Origin of the sequence: Paraglaciecola sp. (assembly GCF_051252315.1) — a bacterium.
GTDB lineage: Bacteria > Pseudomonadota > Gammaproteobacteria > Enterobacterales > Alteromonadaceae > Paraglaciecola.
Window position 1 is genome coordinate 1 of the sequence record NZ_JBPOFP010000059.1, and the last position, 20,676, is coordinate 20,676.

Annotated in this window: 13 protein-coding genes; 3 read left to right on the forward strand and 10 right to left on the reverse strand. The window is 39.2% G+C overall.

All coding sequences use genetic code 11. The features are described from left to right. Positions 1 to 682 (forward strand): response regulator transcription factor (locus ACSHXM_RS12660; RefSeq protein WP_435689135.1); only part of this gene is annotated, 682 nt, incomplete at its 5' end. Between the two features lie 16 nt (positions 683 to 698). Next, on the forward strand, positions 699 to 2,483 hold the full coding sequence (locus ACSHXM_RS12665) for a sensor histidine kinase (RefSeq protein WP_435689136.1): 1,785 nt from the start codon (positions 699 to 701) through the stop codon (positions 2,481 to 2,483). 198 nt (positions 2,484 to 2,681) lie between these two features. Here the strand turns inward: ACSHXM_RS12665 and ACSHXM_RS12670 are convergent, their stop codons facing one another. Both ACSHXM_RS12670 and ACSHXM_RS12675 read right to left on the reverse strand, forming a co-directional pair. Next, on the reverse strand, positions 2,682 to 3,563 hold the full coding sequence (locus ACSHXM_RS12670; protein ID WP_435689137.1) for a dienelactone hydrolase family protein: 882 nt from the start codon (positions 3,561 to 3,563) through the stop codon (positions 2,682 to 2,684). Positions 3,564 to 3,573: 10 nt separating this feature from the next. Further along, positions 3,574 to 5,796, reverse strand: a complete 2,223-nt coding sequence (locus ACSHXM_RS12675) for a chondroitinase-B domain-containing protein (RefSeq protein ID WP_435689138.1) — start codon at positions 5,794 to 5,796, stop codon at positions 3,574 to 3,576. A 509-nt stretch (positions 5,797 to 6,305) separates the two neighbouring features. Between ACSHXM_RS12675 and ACSHXM_RS12680 the strand changes: the two genes are divergently transcribed. Beyond that, positions 6,306 to 7,472, forward strand: a complete 1,167-nt coding sequence (locus ACSHXM_RS12680; RefSeq protein ID WP_435689139.1) for a tyrosine-type recombinase/integrase — start codon at positions 6,306 to 6,308, stop codon at positions 7,470 to 7,472. A 286-nt stretch (positions 7,473 to 7,758) separates the two neighbouring features. Here the strand turns inward: ACSHXM_RS12680 and ACSHXM_RS12685 are convergent, their stop codons facing one another. The 8 genes from ACSHXM_RS12685 to ACSHXM_RS12720 all read right to left on the reverse strand — a co-directional run bounded on the left by ACSHXM_RS12685 (position 7,759) and on the right by ACSHXM_RS12720 (position 20,596). Beyond that, on the reverse strand, positions 7,759 to 10,944 hold the full coding sequence (locus ACSHXM_RS12685) for a type I restriction endonuclease subunit R (RefSeq protein ID WP_435689140.1): 3,186 nt from the start codon (positions 10,942 to 10,944) through the stop codon (positions 7,759 to 7,761). 9 nt (positions 10,945 to 10,953) lie between these two features. Continuing rightward, complete coding sequence (locus ACSHXM_RS12690) at positions 10,954 to 13,044, reverse strand: GmrSD restriction endonuclease domain-containing protein (RefSeq protein ID WP_435689141.1); 2,091 nt, start codon at positions 13,042 to 13,044, stop codon at positions 10,954 to 10,956. After that, positions 13,041 to 13,187 carry a hypothetical protein gene (locus ACSHXM_RS12695; RefSeq protein ID WP_435689142.1) on the reverse strand — a complete coding sequence of 49 codons (147 nt, stop codon included), beginning with the start codon at positions 13,185 to 13,187 and terminating at the stop codon, positions 13,041 to 13,043. Before ACSHXM_RS12695 ends, ACSHXM_RS12690 begins: the two co-directional genes overlap by 4 nt. After that, the gene (locus tag ACSHXM_RS12700) at positions 13,184 to 15,775 is read right to left on the reverse strand and encodes an AAA family ATPase (RefSeq protein WP_435689143.1); all 2,592 of its coding nucleotides are present in this window, start codon (positions 15,773 to 15,775) and stop codon (positions 13,184 to 13,186) included. The genes ACSHXM_RS12695 and ACSHXM_RS12700 overlap by 4 nt, the downstream gene beginning before the upstream one ends. A 9-nt stretch (positions 15,776 to 15,784) precedes the next feature. After that, positions 15,785 to 17,017: a restriction endonuclease subunit S gene (locus tag ACSHXM_RS12705; RefSeq protein WP_435689144.1), complete on the reverse strand. Its 1,233-nt coding sequence runs from the start codon at positions 17,015 to 17,017 to the stop codon at positions 15,785 to 15,787. Next, a complete protein-coding gene (locus ACSHXM_RS12710; RefSeq protein WP_435689145.1) occupies positions 17,017 to 18,654 on the reverse strand; it encodes a type I restriction-modification system subunit M in 1,638 nt (545 codons plus the stop codon). The genes ACSHXM_RS12705 and ACSHXM_RS12710 overlap by 1 nt, the downstream gene beginning before the upstream one ends. 71 nt (positions 18,655 to 18,725) lie before the next feature. Then, complete coding sequence (locus ACSHXM_RS12715; RefSeq protein WP_435689146.1) at positions 18,726 to 20,000, reverse strand: N-6 DNA methylase; 1,275 nt, start codon at positions 19,998 to 20,000, stop codon at positions 18,726 to 18,728. Continuing rightward, positions 20,000 to 20,596, reverse strand: a complete 597-nt coding sequence (locus tag ACSHXM_RS12720) for a restriction endonuclease subunit S (protein ID WP_435689147.1) — start codon at positions 20,594 to 20,596, stop codon at positions 20,000 to 20,002. Before ACSHXM_RS12720 ends, ACSHXM_RS12715 begins: the two co-directional genes overlap by 1 nt. Between the last annotated feature and the right edge of the window lie 80 nt (positions 20,597 to 20,676).

A 20,676-nucleotide genomic window follows, 5' to 3' on the forward strand; every position in this document is an offset into this window, starting at 1 on the left:
ACCTAGATTACTTATTGTTGAAGATGAAGCCTCAATACTACGTGGCCTAACTGACTTGTTTGAATTTCATGGGTTTGTAGTTTCAAGTGAGCAAGATGGTCAACAAGGTCTAAATACGGCCTTATCAAAAAAATTCGACTGTATTATTTTGGATGTTATGTTGCCATCTTTGGATGGGTTTAGTATTTGCAATGCCATTCGCAAAACCTCTCGGGATCAACCCATAATCATGTTAACTGCTAAAAGTTCTGAAGAAGACATTATTAACGGCCTCACACTCGGCGCAGATGACTATATTGCCAAACCCTTTTCTATCCAAGAATTAGAATTAAGGGTCAAAGCTCTGGTACGTCGGACAAGGGTAGAAGATGACAGCTCTGAGCTTTACTTAGGTGAAAACATCCAAATCGACTGTGTGGATTTATCTGGGGTAGTAAACGGGAAGTCACAAATATTTACTCGTCGAGAAGTGGATATTCTTAGTTACTTATTTCAACAAAAACGCATTGTTTCTCGTACAGAATTATTAGAAAAAGTATGGGGACATAGCAAACCCAGTTTATTAGACACCCGAACGGTTGATATACATATTGCTAAACTGAGAAAAAAAATAGAACAAGATTGTAAAACACCGCAATTACTCGTCACCATTAGAGGTGAAGGGTATAAGTTGACACTCTAATCATGGTTTATTTGCAATGTTAAAACACCAGATAATTGGCGATAAACAAAGAATCAAACGGTTCAGAACTCAGCTGAGTGTTTTTTTTATTAGTTTAATCATTCCGTTAGCTTTTCTTAGCTATTATGGTTTTCAACAAATTGAAAGTGACGTAAATATTCAATATCACTGGAAATCGGTTAATGTACTCAAACAAATCAATAAACAACTTAACCAACGTTTAAAAGTAGAACGTAAACGTCCGGTAGGTCACTATAGTTTTTACCAAGTGGTGTCTAATCCTTTGTCTAATACTTTTACTAAGGAAATTTCTCCTTTAGCTAGCCCAGAAAACTACGTAGAAAATATTGGGCTAATGGGGTATTTTCAAATTAATCCCGATAAAACCTTACAATCCCCATTATTGCCTTATCAAACAAGCGAGCAAATTGAGCAAGCAGACACCAATTTAAAATGGTCAGAAATAAAACACAGATTAGCCATTAAAGATAAGCTGACAACCATATTACAGGCTAACGATTTTGTAATTGAAACAACCAAAAACATATACAATGCCAATAACAAGCTAGTGCTAAATTCAGAAGCGCAAGTAGAACTATTTCAACTAAAAATCACCCAATCCAATGAGCTGATCTTTTTTCGAAATGTTTGGCAAGATCAACAGCATCATATTCAAGGATTTATTGTAGATAAACGCGCCTACCTCGACGATGTATTAACCGAACACTTCGCCCAAGGACACTACGAAAATGCGGTGCAAATGTTAGTTTGGCACAGCCTATTTGATGCCATAACCAAACAATATTTTACTTACCAAACAGATATCAAAGGCCAAGCTAGCGTTAAGTCTTTGAGTGTTGTTAATGAAGCATTGAATGCACAGCATATTTATAATGGCAAGCTTATCGCCCCCTTTCAACGTGTACAAATTAAGTTTACATCCCATTCTTTTCAACTGGGTTTTGCATCACAACTAGTTGTGTTTTTTTTAGTGCTATTAATAGTCGTCATCATTGCCGGTTGTTTAGGTTTATATTGGGTAGGGGTTAAACAGATTGCACTTGCAGAACAAAGAATGAATTTTGTATCAGCGGTAAGTCATGAACTTAAAACGCCCCTTACTACCATTCTAATGTATTCAGAAATGCTTAAATCCGGCATGGTCAAAGATGCCAAAAATCAGTTGGATTATCATGAGTTTATTTTCAGTGAAAGTAGCAGATTATCTAGGCTAATCAATAATATATTAAGATTATCAAATATAAATCGCCAGCAAGGATCCTTGGAATTTGATTATGTCAGTATCGCTAAGTTAACCGATACCATTCGTTCAAAAGTTTCCTCATTAACCGACAAAAAACATTTCGAGGTTAACATTACAGTGGTTGATGATTTATCCTCGCAATCTGAGGTGTTAGTCGATCTAGACGCCTTTACACAAATTGTCATTAATTTAGTCGATAATGCGATTAAATTTTTCGAATCGGCGAAAATTGAAAATCAAGAACGTCGTAAAATCGATATCGGTTTTTCTATCGACTCAAAATCCAAGAACAAATTAGTCTTCAGTGTAAGAGATTACGGCCCTGGCATTGCCAAATCAGAACACGACAAAATTTTTGGACTCTTTTATCGTGAAGGCAACGAAATGACCCGCACCACACCCGGCACAGGCATTGGATTAGCACTGGTCAATGAATTAGTCATGGCCCAAGGTGGCCGAATTGACGTCAAAAATCACAGCCAAGGTGTGAGCTTTGCCATCACATTCAGTTACCGAGATACACCCAGCAAGGGGTAATTTAATCTGTTGGAGATATATTGGCCTTCCATAATACCTATCTCATTTTTACTTAACCCGAGCTTTGGATAAGAAGCGTCATGTGAGTGTCACCTTAGGTGGGGCAGTCGCCTGACTTGATGTTATTCACAACAAGTCAGGCAGGTAATGACGGATACTAATCTGAATGGTTTATTTATGTTTTTTTGCGGTCTTTAGTTAAACCTTAGGTGTAAGGTGTTCACGAAAAAAGCTCACCATACGTTTCCAAGCAAGCTGAGAGGCTTCGTGGTTATAGCGAGGTGTTGAGTAGTTATGAAACCCATGCCGAGTGCCTGGGTAAGTGTGCATCTCGTGAGTAATACCTGATTTTTTAAGGGCGCTCTCGTACTCGTCACGCATGGCATTTACGCGTTTGTCATCTTCAGCGTAATGAACTTGGATTGCTGCTTTAATATTAGGCACTTTGTCTGTGACTGCTGCACTGCCGTAAAATGGTGCCCCAGCGCTTAATTCTGCGCCCATTTCTGTCGCTAAGAAATTAGTGGTGCCGCCGCCCCAACAAAATCCAGTCGCGCCAAGCTTACCGTTTGATAAAACATGAGATTTAACAAAACGTGCACTGTTAACCATGTCTTGTCGAAGTTTGGCTTTGTCTAATGTGCGTTGCATGGTGCGTCCATCGTCGTCGTTTCCGGGGTAGCCACCAATTGGCGACAAGCCATCTGGCGCTAATGCTAAAAAGCCTTCAACGGCAAAACGTCGTGCAACATCCTGTACATAAGGGTTGAGTCCACGGTTTTCATGCATAACCAATACTGCTGGAAAAGGGCCTTCACCTTCAGGCACAACCAGATATCCGCGCATTGTTCCTGAACTTCCACCCGGTGATGCATAGTCAACCCAGTTTGCTTTAATGCGTTTGTCTGTAAATTGCACTTCTTGTGCATCGGCATAATTGGGCATCATTGCGCTGGCCATTGCCACAGCAGAAACGCCGACAATAGCTGCACGTTTTAAAAATTCTCTGCGGTCGATATGGCCATGGCAGTATTCGTCGTAGAGTTCAAAAACTTGGTCGTCAATATCATCTTGGGTCATGGTAGAGCTCCTATAGTTTGTACATGGATTCATGCATGCCGACGATAGAAATCACGTCTGGCTTGGGGGTATTCTCGAAATTGTTATTGTTAATAACAGTGATAGGTTCACCAACAGTTTCTTTAACCTGAATAGGTGTACTGTTTTTAAAATTGTTACCTTGGATATTTATAACTTGTACACCAAGCAATTTGATTGATGCCGCCACTGCATCTTTATCAGAGCCAACTTCAATTGCCTCTGAGCCAGTGATTGAAACATGGGGGCCAAACGTACTCTCGTCTGTACAACAGCGGTAGATATCTGCAATTGCACCTACATTTTCAAAGGTGCTATCAGCAATAGTGACGTACTCGCCATTGTAATAACCGCGGTCGTCGTTTTCGCTATTCATCTTGATCACGGTTCCGCTGATGTCCTTGAATTTGCTATTGCGAATTTCAACCTTGTCCGCAAAAGTAAATTTGCCGGCGTTGAAAAAACTGAAATTTGCACCTGAGTCTAAATTCTCAATGGTTGAGTTTTCGACAATAAGTTCGTAGTTGCTCACAACTGACCAAGAAACGGTTCTAACAATAGTGTTGCCACGGTTTCTGGCACCCGATTCAGCAGTAATAGTCACGCCATCTAGTTTTAAACTGCCACCTTCTACAAGATCAAACAGGGCCATTCTTTCTGAGGTGATTTTAGCTTTTCCATTACCGCGGATTGTGACTGGCTTAGCAACTGTGATGGTGGCTGAGGTGACGTAATCACCAGCTGCAAGCTCGATGACATCACCTGCGCTGGCATGTAAAACCACATCAGCCAGTGTGTTTAAACCTGGTTTAGCCTTAAGTGTTTTACCACCAGAAAAGCGATTTAATTTGCCTGGCTTTGCATACCAAGACGGGCCGGTCGCAGATTTATCTAGTACTTTAAGATCTTTGCTTACGCCAACGTTGGCAAGCGTTGAATCTGAAGGATACAACAGGCCATTTTTTGCTTTTTTAAGTGTGATGTTTTTATGAATGGTGTTATTGGTGAATTTGATACCAGAGATATCATCATGTTTTTTGAAGTTGTCTTTACCGTTTGCGTTAAACACTAGGTTGTGACTGAAAATACTGTTAACAGGTGGTGCTGATCGCTCTTCATCACTGCCAGCCCCAAGTTCGATAGCATCAACATCAATAATCGAATTGTTTTGAATCAGTGCGTTATCGACTTGGTGATAGCGATTAATTGGAGAGTTGTAGATACCATTCATAATGACAAAACCACCGCCGAGTCTGTAACCCGTTAGGCCATACATATAATTGTTGCGGATAGTTTGGTTTTTATTGATTACCCGAATACCACCTGTGTGAGGTACTCCGTTACCCAAGAAAACGTTATTTTCAACAAGGTTATTATTACCGTGACGTAAGGTTAATGTGCCACGAGATTCAAAAAAGACATTGCCACGATATACATTGCCACTAGATTTGTTGGAGATAACTTCTACTTCACCGTCTCGACGGTCAAAATAGTTGTTTTCAACCGTGGTTAAAGAGTCATGCAAAGAGTTCCAGCTATTGCCGATGCGGATAGTTTCGCCACCATTGGCGCCTAACACTGGCCGAGGGCCAAAATAGTTGTGATCTATGCGGTGGTGGTTTTCTAGGTTTTCTTTGCCGCTTCCATTGCGAGAGAATAATTGTACGCCAAGCGTAACGCCGCGATTACTTTTCCCTGCGATGAAGTTATGGTCAAAACGGTTGTGCTTGCCAGACAAGGCTACCCATGTATCTTGGCTAGCCCGTTCTGGTTTGCTGAAGCCTTCAATCACCACTTCGGTTACTCTAGAATGATAAGCACTTACTCCATTGTCATTACGAAAACTAATAACAGGACCTCTTGGAGAGTGCCCATGTTTAAACACCAATCCAGATACAACCAGGTACTTACCTGCTAAACGCAAATTTGAACGCCCAGTGATTATTACTTTACCTTTGGTTTGAGCGGTAAGGGTGATGGGATTATCGGCCGCACCGACACCGGTAAGCTCAATTTCAAAATCGCTCCATTCACCATTAGCTAAAACGATGGTGTCACCAGCCTTTAAAGAATTAACAGCTTTAACGTACTCGGATTGAGTTTTGACCACAAAATCTTTAGCTATAGCTGTATTGATAACAAAACAAATGAATAAACAGGCCGCGGTGATTACCTTATATTTGCTGCTCTTTGTTTTATTCTTATTTAAATGCATATATTCCACCTCTCATTCCCTCTATTTACCCCTATTTTTGATACATACAGGTAAGTGCAAAAAACCATTTTGTTAATTTTATGTTAACCAGTTTGTCAGTCAATTACACCATAATTGCAGAACAATTATCCAACATGAAGATGGTGGATTTACAAAAGTTTTACAAGGTCAATCTATTGTCCAAGGACTTTATTAGGAGTCTGCTAGAGGTGTTTTCATTTTTATTTATGAGTAATGGAAAGAACTTTGCACATTCTACATTGGCGCGCTTGAGTCTATTGGACTTTATGAGGTTAATAGTTAAAGGAGTAAGTTAGCGCACTTAACATTTCAAAACTGAGATTTATGTGGGTTATGACTTTGGGAGAAATTTATTGATTATAAAATGGTGGCCCCTCCCTGTATAGAAAATACAGTAAAAAGCAGGCTCTGGGACGATTCACCCCCTATTTTTAGTGCTTTTATCGCCTTTTTTTACACTTCTCTATAGTGTAAAAAAAGGTGTGAAAATGAAATTATTAACAAAATTTAAATTTACTGATCTACGTGTTTTATCACTCAAAGCTGAAGTAAAAACCAAGACTTACTCCGATCAATCGCTAAGCAACCTAAAGCTTACTGTTACTCCTTCAGGGACAAAGACCTTTTATGTTAGGTTTAAACTTAACAATAAGCCTATAAATCACAGGCTGGGTGATGCAAGTCAAATAAATGTTGACGAGGCTCGAAGTAGGGCGGTTAATTACATCAACTTTAAGTCGAGATTGGGACTTGAACAGGGGAGTGGCCTAACCGTCGATGATGTGTTCAACCTATACCGTGAAAATGAGTTGTCAAATAGAAATACAATTGCAGGACGGACTCATGCACTGGAAGTTTCTTACAAAAAACACGTTAAGCCCCGAATTGGTATTCAGTTTGTCGAAGAAATAACGCGTAAAACGGCGAAGGAACTATTTGTTGATATAGAAAGTCTAGGTTACAGCGTTCATAACCGCTGCTTAACGTCTATCAAATCAGCTTTTAATTATGTGATGGAATTCGAAGATGGAATTAACCTGTCGGCTAATCCGTTTCTTGGAATTCGAAAAATGACAGAGGTGCAACGGAGTAGGTATTTAACTCATGAAGAAGCGAGGGGGTTACTATTAGCACTAGATATGGAAGTGAATCAGAATGTAGCTGATATTTATCGCATAGCTTTATTTACAGGTGCCAGACTATCCAACGTGAAGATGATGAAATGGCAGGAAATTAATTTTTCCAGCAATAAATGGTTAATACCCGCAACTAATACCAAAACAAGTAAAGTGTACGAGCTTCCTCTGCATCGCTCCGTTGTTGATTTGCTAGTGAATCGAAGAAACAACGCTACTGATTCGCCGTTTGTTTTTGCATCCAACACATCGAAATATGGATACATAACAGGGGGTGACCCAGTGTGGAAATCGGCAATCAAAAATGCGGGGCTATACCATGAGAACCCCAATATACGACCAAGACCGCACGATTTGAGACGAACATTCGCTACATGGCAGCTTCAATCTGGTACAGATATCAGCATCGTTTCTAAGTCGCTATGTCATACATCACTTAAACATACAATGATTTATGCTCATACCAATACAGAACAAATCAGAAGCTCAATTGATAAAGCATTTGATTTTATTTACTAAGCTTAAACGGAAAATAAACGTAATGTTCGCAGACTATGAACATTGTACTTAAAGAAAAGATTGAGGATTAGTGGAGGTATTCATGCGGTGCATGACACACATCAGTGACGCTGATTACCTTCCTCTCTAAATATTGGTGGAGCTTAACCATTGCCCATGTATCAAGCTCACATTAAGCTTTGAGTGATTCAGCTAGCTTTTCCTTAGTTGGTTGCCATTTTAAGCAACGTCTAGCTGTTTGATAATCAGTTTTGGTTAATTGCATTTACTTTATAAGCCTTTGTGCTTAATTCGCATAGACACTCTGCCCTTGCCCTGGGTACTTTTCAAATATGTGCATATAAACCTCACTACAGGTTTTAGGCCATAAGTCGTCATCATAGGTTTCAGGCAAGCTGTCTAATACTTCCTCGATCATATTCTTAACTCTGGCTTTAGTGCGCTGTTTCTTACGCCAATCAATAACCAATATTTCTTGCATTTTTTCTGTAAGCGTTTTGGCTATTTCTTTAACCTGATTTCGTTCTTTATCTGTTAATGGAGCATCCTGAATCATCAAATCGTATACTGCTAATTCTTCTTCTGTTAGTCCTTCACGCACAGTGCGCTTTTCTTCGTGTTCTAATTCATTGATGAACTCTTTCAATCGGTTAAAGAACTCTTCAGCTGTATACGCGCCCAAGTTGTACTCTTCGATCAAGTCTTGAAATTTCTGCTGTAAGTCTTGCCGTGTTTTATTTTTAAGTACCATTGGCTGCAACTTGCGTTCAATCAGGTTCTTAAGCTTTTCTGCATCTGACTGTTTAGGCTTTTCAATCGATGCAACCATAGTAGCTAAAGCATCAAAATCAATGTTGGCAATATTGACGGGTTCTGGCAGGTTGCTCTGAATTTTGATGGTGGAGATCGACTCGTCTAAAAGTTCATTAACTTGGTTGCGAACAACATCTAGTACATCTTCATCATCAATTGTTAAACCTGATTTTAAGCGCATTTGTGAATAAATAATATTAATGGCTATGCGATATGGTACATATTGATTAGCGCTATCATCTGGCATGATTGCTTTAAAAATTCGGTTTACTTGTCTGATGAAAGCCGTGAATTCTTCTTTATTCTTTGGCTCAAGCAGTATTTCGCTAGCGTTGTCTAATAGCGTAAGCTTTGCAAAACCATCGGCAGGTGCTGACACTATTTCATTTAGGTCGATATTAACGCCATTTAAAAATACAATCAGTTCATTGATGGCAACGCCCAATGCTGCTACTAGTTCGGATTTGTCTTTAGCTGGGCTATCAATCTTATACGGTGCGCCACCTTCCGCTACACCACCACCGTATAGCCCTAGAGCTTGCTGTAAGGCACTGAATATATTTATATAGTCAACAATTTGCCCTGCTGACTTGCCTTCAAACACGCGGTTAGCACGTGCGATCGTTTGCATTAACGTGTGGCTTTTTAGTGGTTTATCCAAGTAAAGCGTTGAAACAGACGGCGCATCAAAGCCCGTTAACCACATCGCACAAACGAATACGATTCTTAAATTATCTTCAGGGTCTTTGAATTTTTCGTCAATTTTTTCTTTTAAAAACCGTTCTCTATGGGGTTTGTAATCCAGTCCCTTTTTAGTAAGTCTTTCATCATCATTCTGCCCGCCAGAAACCACAACCGCCATATCGGCAGTTTCCATGTGGTCTATTTGAAATTTTAACTTGTTTAAACGGCTACCTGATGCATGTTTTGCCTGCGACTGTAAGCTACTAAGCTTTGCTTTCCATGCCAATTGAACCTTGTCGTACATCTTAATAGTGGTCGCTTTATCAATAGATACCACCATTGCTTTACCCAACATACCATCACTAAATGGATCACGGTTTATATAATGTTCAACCAAATCAGCGGCAATCGTTTCGAGTCGGTCGTCTCTTGTGATGATATGATAAGCCTTAGAAAACTCAGTTTCTAAGCGAGTTTCTTGTTCGTCAGTAAGGTCTGCTTGATCAAGTATTTCAGCTATGTCATCGCCTATAGTATCACTCGATACGGAAACTTCAGGTACACGGTTTTCGTAATACAAGGGTAATGTCGCACCATCATCAACAGCATCAGCGAAATTATAAATACTGATGTAATCACCAAACACTTCCTGTGTTTTTGCTTCGCCAGCCAATAACGGTGTGCCTGTAAAAGCCATGAAAGATGCATTAGGCATAGCGTTACGCATATTCATTGCGAGAGAGTCGTATTGGCTACGGTGTGCTTCATCTGTAATTACAATTATGTCATCACGCTCAGAAAGCACAGGAAAATTTCCTTTCTCATCCCCTTTAAACTTTTGAATCAAGGTGAAAACAAAACGGTGATCTTCACCAAGTAACGCTTTTAACTGAGAACCTGAATCTGCTTGGCAGTTTTCAGTAACAATACCCGCAGAGTTAAATGTTTTATAAATTTGATCGTCTAAATCTGTTCTGTCAGTGATCAATACAAACGTCCAGTTCCCTGTGTATTTGCGAAATGCTTTTTTACAGAAGAACACCATTGAAAAACTCTTACCGCTACCTTGGGTATGCCAAAAGACACCTAGCTGCCCAGCGCGTTCCTCAACGTTATTAAGACCAGATAAAGCCTGATTAACACCTAAATACTGGTGATACTTTGCAATGATTTTTACCGTATGTTTGGCTTTTACAAACAGAGTGTAATTTTCAATAATATCTAGCAGGCGGTTTTGTTCACATACACCACGTATGACAACTTCTAAACTGACTCGGCGTTCTTCTTTTTCGCTTTCGACCTTCTTCCATTCAGCGAAATGTTCCCACTGACTGGAAATAGAGCCAACCTTAGATTGCACACCATTAGACAGGATGACGATCTGGTTGTAAGTAAACAGCTGTGGAATGGTATTTTTGTAGTCAGATAAATTGTTTTTATAAGCCGTTAACAGGTTTTTATGGCTTGCTTTTAATTCAACAAAAACTAAAGGTAAACCGTTAACAAAACCCATCAAGTCAGGGCGACGGGTTTCAATTTCACCTGTTATACTCATCTGGCTACAAAGCAAGAAGTCATTATTGCTAGCGGTTGACCAATCTACATATTGAACAACGCAGTCTTCTTCATCTTCAGCATTTGTCATATATACATAGCCGTTAGATAACAATTCATAGACTTCTTCATTGGCTGATATAGGAGTCATAGCACTTCTATCGCGGGCAATCTCGTCTATAGCCTCTTGAATAATCAATAAGCTGATATCTGGGTTTAGTTTGATAAGAGCAGCTTTCAGCCTTGCAAATAAAACCACGTCATTACGTGTTTCTCTGCCAAAAAATAACGGGTTGTCAGTCAAGGATTCATCATCTAATGAGCCAAAAACCTCATCCCAGCAAGTCGCTGTGTCCCAACCCAATTTCGAGAAAAGGTTAATTGCTGGTTGTTCTACTAATGCATCTTCCGTGTACGTCACGCTAACCTCCTACTGTAAATCGATTACTTGCTGAATAAGCTCAATTGCATATGGTAACTCTGAAACTTGCGTTACTTTTAATTCAACATCACCATTTCCCCATCTACCAAGGTTGGTTACGTCTCTACACAACCCTTTGGGATCGTGAATATCTTCAAATTTACAATTTAGAGAAAGGCGCAACCCTGATGCTTGAGGTACCACATCAACAAAATTGGTATCTAATTTGAAAGCGACATAAAGTTTTAAAAACTCTTCTTTGACGTTTTCATCAAGCGCCAAAACTTGTGTTCTAAATTTTTGATACAGTTCTTTTGAATTACCTTTGTAAATAAAGGGATGATCTTCAATAGAGTAAGACGTTTTATGTTCTTCAATTGTGCGGTACAAGGCTAAAATGGATTCTTCCATTTCTGGGTATACCCACACCTCTGACATTTTGTTACTCAAAGCAGACGTGCGTACCTTAATTTGTTGTTCATTCCAGTTTTCGAGATGAGCTAAGCTTTGATTAAGCTTTAACGGACTTGATGAAAAACCGCCTTCCATATCTCTTTTAGTCTTAAACGGCTTGTCACTCAATTCAGAGTTATAACCAGTCAAGGTTAAATTTCCAATAGTGTGCAAATATGTCTCTTGTATGGTTTTCCAATTCTCGCCTAACTCGGTTTTCCACTCTTCAGACAAATTTTGATTTTGTGGCATAACATGTTCAATAGTGTAATCTTCGACGATTACTCGTTCTTTTCTACCAAAGTTTTCTAGGCGTCTGAGCCAATATGCTTTGCTGCGGATGTTATACATATCCTTAGTTGTAAGATTGCGTTTAAACTCTTCGTTTGAAGGAAATCGCCTATAACTTGTTAGTTTTAAAAATTCGGCTTTAAAACTTTCTAAGTATTTTTCTTTCTTGAGCAATTTACTAAAACCAGCAAAAGTTTTATTTAATGAATTAGTTGGTATTTCGCATATGTAGCGACGGAATACATAGCTCTCAATATATCGACAGCATTGTTCAAACTCATCAATGGTCAATATGTTGAAATGATAATCGTGATAAAGCTCTAGGATCAGGGGATAAGCAACATCAACTTTATAAGCGTTTATATCTTTAAATGCTTCTAATAGCTTAGGTTCCGTTTCTAACTCTCTAACAAAAGCGATGTAAAACTTTGCATATTGGTATACATCGGCAACGATATCAGCAATACCACTGTCATTAGACGTCGCAAACTTCTTAAATCCTTCATAAACATCCCCAATCCTAGGCGGCTTACCTGTTTTAACTGTAAGGAAATCTCGCATAAATTGATTGAATAGCCAGCTATACTCGCCATGCCCAAAATCGCTCTCCATAGGATACCAATAATCATTATAAAGCTGATTTTGTTGCTTCGGTTCAAGCCCCATTAAAACATAGTTTCTTATAAGATCTGCTTGGCTTAGATCTAACCCCGTAGAGTTTAAGCTTTCAAAAATAAGCTGCGGATTATCCCTTTCTCTATCCAATGCGATATCGACGATTATTAGCTTTTGTAATCCTAAATAAACTTGGTTCAACTGTTCAGTACTGGCATTTTCCAGTTTTCGTTTGAAGAGTAAAAAATTCTGGACAACTCGAAGTGGCGATTCTTCATCAACGATATTTTTACCGTCCACTAAATGGCGCAATGCTTCATCATCAGCCTTGGTAAGAATCAACTTATAAAATAAATCCCCCTCTTCGGCATCATTGCATAGATAGTATTTTTTCAGTTTTTTAGCATTGGTGCCATCAACAACGCCTTCATTCCCTTCATCAACTCTGTTTTGTATTTCACGAGTCAGAGCTGCAATGAGTAACGTAGTTGAAGTTAAACGTTGTTGGCCATCAATTACTAGTAATTGTGGTACATCACTATGGCTATATAATCCCCGCTCAACGTAAACAACAGAGCCAATGAAGTGCGCTTCTAAATCTGTTGAGCCAGCATGCACAATATCTTTCCATAATTGTTCGCACTGAGCGTGAGTCCAGCTGTATTGGCGCTGATAAATAGGGATAATGAATTGTGCTGATTTTTGCAAAAACTTAAATAGTCTCGTTTCCGTTGCTTTCATTGTTGATTCCTTAATTTACGCTCTTCAGCGTTACGCTTTTCTCCATATTTAATTTGATGATCAATATTATCTATAGAACCTATTTCCCAACATTTTAAATCTAATGTTTTCTGACTATCTAAAGTATCTTCCGTGTACGTCATCTTCTTCTCTTATTCAAATCAGTTAATAAGTTGTCAATCAGGTCTAAATCAGCTTTAACCTCAACTATAGTTCTAGGTCGTTGTTGCAGCCCAGTTGCTGTATCGTGGCCTTGAAAAAATGTACTACAATTAGACATTCCTCTATCAATAGTATCGTAATCTTCTTGAGTGATATCGTCTATCAAATTAGTGATACGCTGTGTTTGAATTGAACGCCCAAACCTTGTTACAACATTATTAAAAAGCTTTTCTTCAACTAACCTTTCCCAAGCTTCCCGAAGTAAATTATAAAAACCGTAACAGTGTTGTGAATATTCAAGCTCAGTCCCCGTCCGATCAACTTTTTCTAAGCTTTGATAGGCTGCATTTAACTGCCCAATTCTTGCCTTTATAGGTAATGCATCCCAAGGGGGAGTATGATCAACAATTCCTGTATGCTGGCGATTTCGGTCTAATCGCACTTGTGTAACAGAAGCACCAGCCACATTATCCACACACTCAAGTAAATACTTATAGAACACAATATCATGAGTGAATACAACTACTTGTCTTTCAAGTGACTCTTCCACTAGGCGTCTACCAATATCTTCTCGCCATCTATGGTCAAGCGAGTTCACTGGATCGTCAAAGATAACTGCTGAACGCCTGCCATCAGAAATAATTTCCGCCATAAAGCAGGCAATAGCTATGCACCGTTGCTCACCTTCACTAGCAATTTCAGAAACTACGTTGTTACTACCGTCGGTAATTTCCAATTTTGAAAGCTGCTGACTGGCAGAGCCTCTTGTTTTAACTTTGACATTAAACCGATCAAATCCAAATTTGTTTAACTCTCCTTCAAAGCACTTCAATAAAGGTTCGATTAATGTCGCTTTACTCAACTCATTTGAAAGAGTGGTTACCTGTCTTGTATTAGTGACTTTTTCAATATCTTTTATTTTATTTTCAATAACGTATCGCGAAATATTAGCGATGATACTTTCTTTGTTTTCCGCAACTAACTTACGAGCCTCAAGCTCTGCTAACGCTTGTTCCTTTTCTTTTACTATCGCGCCGTGAGATTCATCATTTTTGTCTGCCAACTCGTTGACTTCATTAACAAGTGCCTCTAGTACTTCCTCGCTGTATTTCACAGGTGTTTCATCAATATCAGGGAAAGCACTTTCAGCATTAGGTTTTAAAAACTGAGACTTACGTAATTTAAGCGACTCAACTAGCTCTGCAATTGAGGCATTAAAGCTATTTTCTTCGGCGGTCAGCTCATCAATAACAGCATCATACTCACTCAGATCTAACGCCAACTCAGTGATATTCTTAATTTCAGTTTGAAGTTTTTGGCTTGCTTTCTCAGCCTCTTGAACAGCTTGGTCGGCAACAAACTCCTTAAAAGAAGCTAGTTTGGCCGCACTATCATTACCTACTATTTGCAAACAAAGAGGGCATGTATCTGACTCAGCTGGCGGGAACGGAATATCCCCCGATTGAAACTTAATAAAAGATTCCGCTGCTTTCCATAGCGTTAGCCATTTAGCGTCACCAATACCTTCAAATGGCAAATTGGACAACACTCTAATTTTTAGTTCTTTGGCGAGTTCAGCTTTTTCATTTGCATCACTCTTAAGTGTGTCTAAGTCAGTGTAGGCTTTATCAGATAAAGCATTGCTTAACGACCTAAGTTTTTGAGAGAAAGGTTTTATAGTTGCAACCTTTGTATTTAATCCCTTTTTCAAACTGGCGACAGACTGAGACTTTAATTCAAAAATTCTTTGCTGGAGCGATGCAATCTGGTTAAGTTCGTCTTCAGTTGCACAATGCTTTTCAACATCTTCTTCTGTTGATAGATGGTTTAACCCATTAACGAATTTGCCGCTTAATGTTTCAGAAGAAAATACTGGTAAAACTTGAATGCCATTACCTGCCGTTAACTCTTCAGTAATTTGTCTTTTTACATATTCCAAAGCATTCGATAAGCTTTCTAATACTTTTAGAGCAAATGGTTTATAGCCAAGGGCACCTTCTTTTTTACTTACATAATGTGACGCCGTATCAGTATCGAAAACTCTAATAGATTTAAGGTTTTCATCGGCTTCGGCTGTTTTTGTCCAATCAATCGTTAAAGATTCACTATCGTTGCAAACTGTTAACTTGGCTGATGACTCATCACTAGAGTTTTCAAATACATTACCAAGTATCGGTGCAACATCGCCTCTAGTTAGGCAAGCGTGTTTTAATATACGAGCATAAGTTGATTTACCCGTACCATTATCACCATAAATAATGTTTAAGCCGTTTGAATTTAAAGTTAGATCTTGGTTTGGTGCTAAAGAGCCAACATTAACTACGTCAGTAACTGAAGATAACTTTATCTCTGATACCTCTGAAACTAACCCAGCTGCGGTAACAGGGGTTTCGTAAAGAGGGTATAACTCACCTTTATCAATAACCCCATATTCCATTTGTGCTATTGCCCAAATCAGACGATGCTGTGCCTCGGTTAACTCACCTTTCTTTAATGCAAGCTTTACAGCATGACGCCAAAAAACGGGTTTGTCTTTCACCCAATCAACTAGTTTTTCAATCGGCTTCATATAACATCCTTATAATTCAATTTGTCCTGAGATTAGTTTTGGTAACAACATATCGCGTTGCTGTTTTAAGTTTTCGTTTCTTTTTGAGACGTTGAAAATACTTTTAAACATCGGTTGAATAATTTGGGTAAATTCATTCATTAGCTCTTTTGGTGGGACTGGTAAGTAACAAGAGGCAAAACAATCGTTGTGGACGCGTTGACGGCCAGTAGCGCCAGTCATACTTTGAATGGCGTGTTCTCGGAAATTATTACTTCTAGATAAAAGATAAATAAACTCTGAGCTTAAATATTCACTTTCTCGCAATACAATGAATTCTGTAGAGCCAAAGCCGACAGGTTGTTCAGGTGTTAAAAACTGAACATAACCCGTTTTACCATTTTGCAAACAAGGGGTGATCCTCGCAAATAAAGTATCTCCATTAATAAATTTGGCGCCACTGTTACCTGCTTTTTCGATAATATCACCAATCACCATAGAACCTTCAGATAAGCCGCTCATGCCAACAAATGGTTTTTCGCCTTCTTTGACCAGCTTAGTTTTAGGGTTAATAGTGATTGCTTCAGCGGCACTTTTAACCTCCCATCCCTCTGGGATTTGGCCTAATGGCGAGTCGATGAGTTTTGGGTTGCCGTCGGCATCAAGGTTATCTTCATGGTTTGGGGAACGGAAGTTAACAAACCATTCGCGATAAAGTGATTGCGCCGTGTCTTCTAAAATAGCGATACGGCGGTTGTTGTTTTCGATTAGGTTGTCGTAGTTATGCAGTATTGCACCAATTTCACGTTGCACCTTTAAAGGCGGAGTAGGGATTAATATCTTTCTTAGTTCGCTTTGCTTAATACCTGCAACAGTCGTTCCTGTTGCCCTAGCATTAAGTTCACCTTGAACAAATCGGGATTGCATGGCAAAAAGTAAATAATCTTGATCCAAAATTTCAGGATTTGCTCGCAGTAGAATTACGCGCTGCGCTAGGGCTATTTTTTTTGAGCTTCTAATTTGAGCGACTTCACCCAAAGGCGCTTCTGTTGTTAACAGGACGTCACCTTTAACAGGAAGACCTCTTCTCATCCAAGAGTCATATTCATTTTCAGCGATATATTCAAAACTACTATCGGTTATAGTGCCTTTTTTTATAACTTTTGCTGTTATTAAGCGTATTCCTGACTCTGTTTTTTTGGGAGTCTTGCCTCTATAGTCAATTAACGTATCAAGACAGTCTTCTATCGGTAAATAGTCCATTAAATTGCTCCAATTACTTTTGAAACATTAGTGGCTATTTCCGCTTCTAATTCATGCGCCTCTGCATTTAATACTTCTAACTCTTCTTGTAAGGCTTCTAACTTAGCAGCAAAGTCTTCATCGTGTTCTTGTTCACCTTCTGCAACTCCAACATAACGACCAGGATTCAGGCTGTAACCTTGCTCAATAACTTCAGCCTTAGATGCGACCTTGCATAAACCAGCGATATCTTGGTAAGCTAATTCACAACTGTCATTGGTAAAGAAGTCTTCTAATTTAAATTTACCGTCGTTGCCAGAGTCTGGGTGTGTTTCAAGGTAGGTATTATCAATATCTTGTCCACGGTATAAACGCACAATGTTGGCGATAAAGTTAAGTTGCTCGCTGGTGTAGTCACGAACAGCACGGGTGACTTGGCGGAAGATATGACGTGCATCGATAAACAATACTTTGTCTTTGTTGTGCGTAGGTTTATTTTTATCTAAGAACCACAACGCACATGGCAAGGTGACGGTGTAAAAGAAGTTGCTTGATACTGCCACCATGACATCTACCGCATCATCTTCGATAAGCTTTTGACGAATTTCTTGCTCTGAACCACGGGCATCGCTAGCTGAATTTGCCATAACAAAACCCGCTCTGCCTTTTGCGCTAAGCGCGGTATAGAACATTTGAATCCAAAGGTAGTTGCCGTTGTCGTTACGCGGCATACCAAAAGGGAAACGATGTTTATCACCTTCTAAACGATCTTTTTGAATTTCATTTACGTTGAACGGCGGGTTAGCCATAACATAGTCAAACTGGCCGTGTTGTTTGCCATCAAAAGTATCACCTTTAGCTAGCTCAAATGGGTCTTCATAGTACGAGTTACCTTCGCGGATATCACCTTGCAAACCATGTACAGCAAGGTTCATTTTTGATAGGCGAACCGTATCACCCGTTTTTTCTTGCCCAAATACAGAAAGCTCATCTGAAGCTGACTTATTGTGGTTAGAAACGAAATCAGCAGAACTAACAAACATGCCACCGCTTCCGCAGGCTGGGTCGAACACTTTGCCGTGGTATGGTTCAATAACCTCAGTGATTAGCCTAACTAATGCAGAAGGCGTGAAGAATTCACCACCACCTTGACCTTCAGTTTTGGCAAACTCATTAAGGAAGTATTCGTAAATACGACCAAAAATATCTGAACCAAGGCTAAAATCGATGTCATTAAAGTTTTTCAATAAGCTTTTAAGAATATCGTTTTCGAAACGTGTAAAGGTTTTCGGCAATGCATCTTTAATGGCTTCGTTATCAGCCTCTAACGCCTTCATTGCGTTGTTAACATTAACGCCAATATTAGAGCCTTCTGGTAGCGCTAGAAGATTTGAATAAAGCGCACCATCTGGAACATACATAGCTCCTTCAGCTTGGAATTTTGATTTAATATCTCCACTGCCGCGACGTCGTGAGCTAGTTTGTTCGGTAAGTTTATCTTTTGCGAGTGTAAAACGATATTCAGCATACTTAAGGAAAATTAAACCAAGTATTGGTCGAGAGTATTCTTGTGCTGTTAGCCCTGTATTAGCGCGTAATGAGTCGGCTGCTGACCATAATCGTTTTTCTAATTCTTCTATCTTTTTGAAATCTGCCATTTTTTGAATTCCTTATATACTTCCCTGTTACAGGGTAATGTATCAATTATGAGTGTTAATATACGACTATCTTATTGATATTTAGCCAGTAAAGTCGTTAATGCTTGTTGAGACTGTTCAAACTCAGCCTGATAACTCTTTAATGTTTTTAATTCTTTCGCGATATTTAACTCTTCTACTTCAACCTTTTTAACGATGTAGCGTGAAATAGTTAACTCGTTATTTTGCTGTCTGATTTCAGGTATAAATACCGACTTATAGCGTTCATCATCAATCAGCTTTCCTGCTGCTAACTCAGCGATTAACAATGCATCTTCTTCTGATATAGCAACACTGCTTTTATTCGGTGTGCCTATTTCGCTGGCATCTACAAATACGACAGGAGAGCCTCCTTGCTTGTTTTTATTTAATACCAAGATCACAGGGGCGATGCTTGTCCCACTAAGAACCGAAGCGGGTAGACCTATTACGGCTTCAAGCAGTTCATTTTCTAGTAAATACTCCCTGACTTTTGCATCATAGCCGCCTCTGAATAAAAATCCTTGAGGCAAAACAATGTATCCTTTCCCTGTGCCGTTAAGATTGCTAAGTGCTTGTTGAATCCATAAGCTATCACCAGAGTTAGCTGATACAGCCTTACCCACAGGAACACTGATAAATGGCGCTTCAACTAACATACGGCGTTCATCAGCACTAAACTTTTGCGCCATCGGCGGCTCCATAAGGGCTACATCGAATTGTACTTCCTTATTAAAGGCAGGCTCTAAAAGAGAATCGGAATTAGCCAACTTAAACTGTTTATTCTCAAGTGATAATAATCTGTATGCTGTTACGTAAGTGCTATGATTTTTTTCTTCAAGATATAGCACTTCAGAGTCCAAACATGAGGTTATTCTTGCTAATCCACATGCACCGTCATATACCGATTTGTCGCTGCAATCACCAACAAGTGCAGTGAAAATTCTTTCCATACTTTGGTTGGATGAAGCTGCTCCGAACTTACCGAGCGCTTGTGTATTCAATTCTCTTAAAGCACTTGCTAGTGAATCAAAGTCTGAAATATCGGCTATAAAAGAGATAACAAAGTTAATAATCTTTGCATCAATTCTATAATGCTCTGGTGCGACACATACTTCAGGCGGGTGTTCACCTTTCAGTACCATTCCAGCTTCTATAAGCATGTCTAATTGCTTAGCATGACCACTATTCACAATGGTCTGAAAAGAGTCTGGGTTTTCTTTAGCAATAAAGGCAACATAAGTAATCAACTCTAATGTGTGACTCACTTCCATTGAGCCACGGCAACTATCCATTAAGCTCCATAATTGTTTTGATAAAGTGTCCATTATGCAGCTCCTTTCATTAGTTGACTGATGCAAGCTGTAGCGACTTTCTTTTGTTGCTCTGCCAAGTTGAGCGTTGAATGATAAGCTAGGTTACTTGCGTGAAATAATTCGGCAATTTCTTGCTGTTTATTTAACTCTGGTACCGCAATTTCCAGCTTCTTGATATTTGATAAGCTAATATTCTTAATGGCTGCGCCCGTGCTTGTTGCATCTAACAGGCTCTGACCTACGGGTGAATTAAAGTAAGCAACCAGTACTTCACCCAGTAATTCGCTTGTGCGTGGTCTTAATAAAATAAAATTGGCAGAAGCTATTACATTAAGCTTGGCAATGCTTGCCGTTACATAACCTGCTCTAACTGAGTTACCTTTAGCCAGCAACACCACATCACCTTCTTGTAATAAGAAGCGTTGGACATCTTTTCCTTCTTTTATCGTAACAGAGCCAAGCTGGTGATCGATAATTTCACCGTTTAAATTTAGCGAACTACCAGTTAATAAGTGCAACGCGTTTTCTGTGTCTTGAGCACTTTTTTCAAATAACGCGTTTGTTGCACCAGTAGTAAATTCATCACATAAATATTTAATAGTTCTCACCTTAAGCCTCTTTCGTTTTTCTTCTACGATTAATTTGTTGAGGTGATACTAGTTCATTAAGCTCACTTAAAGCAAGTGGT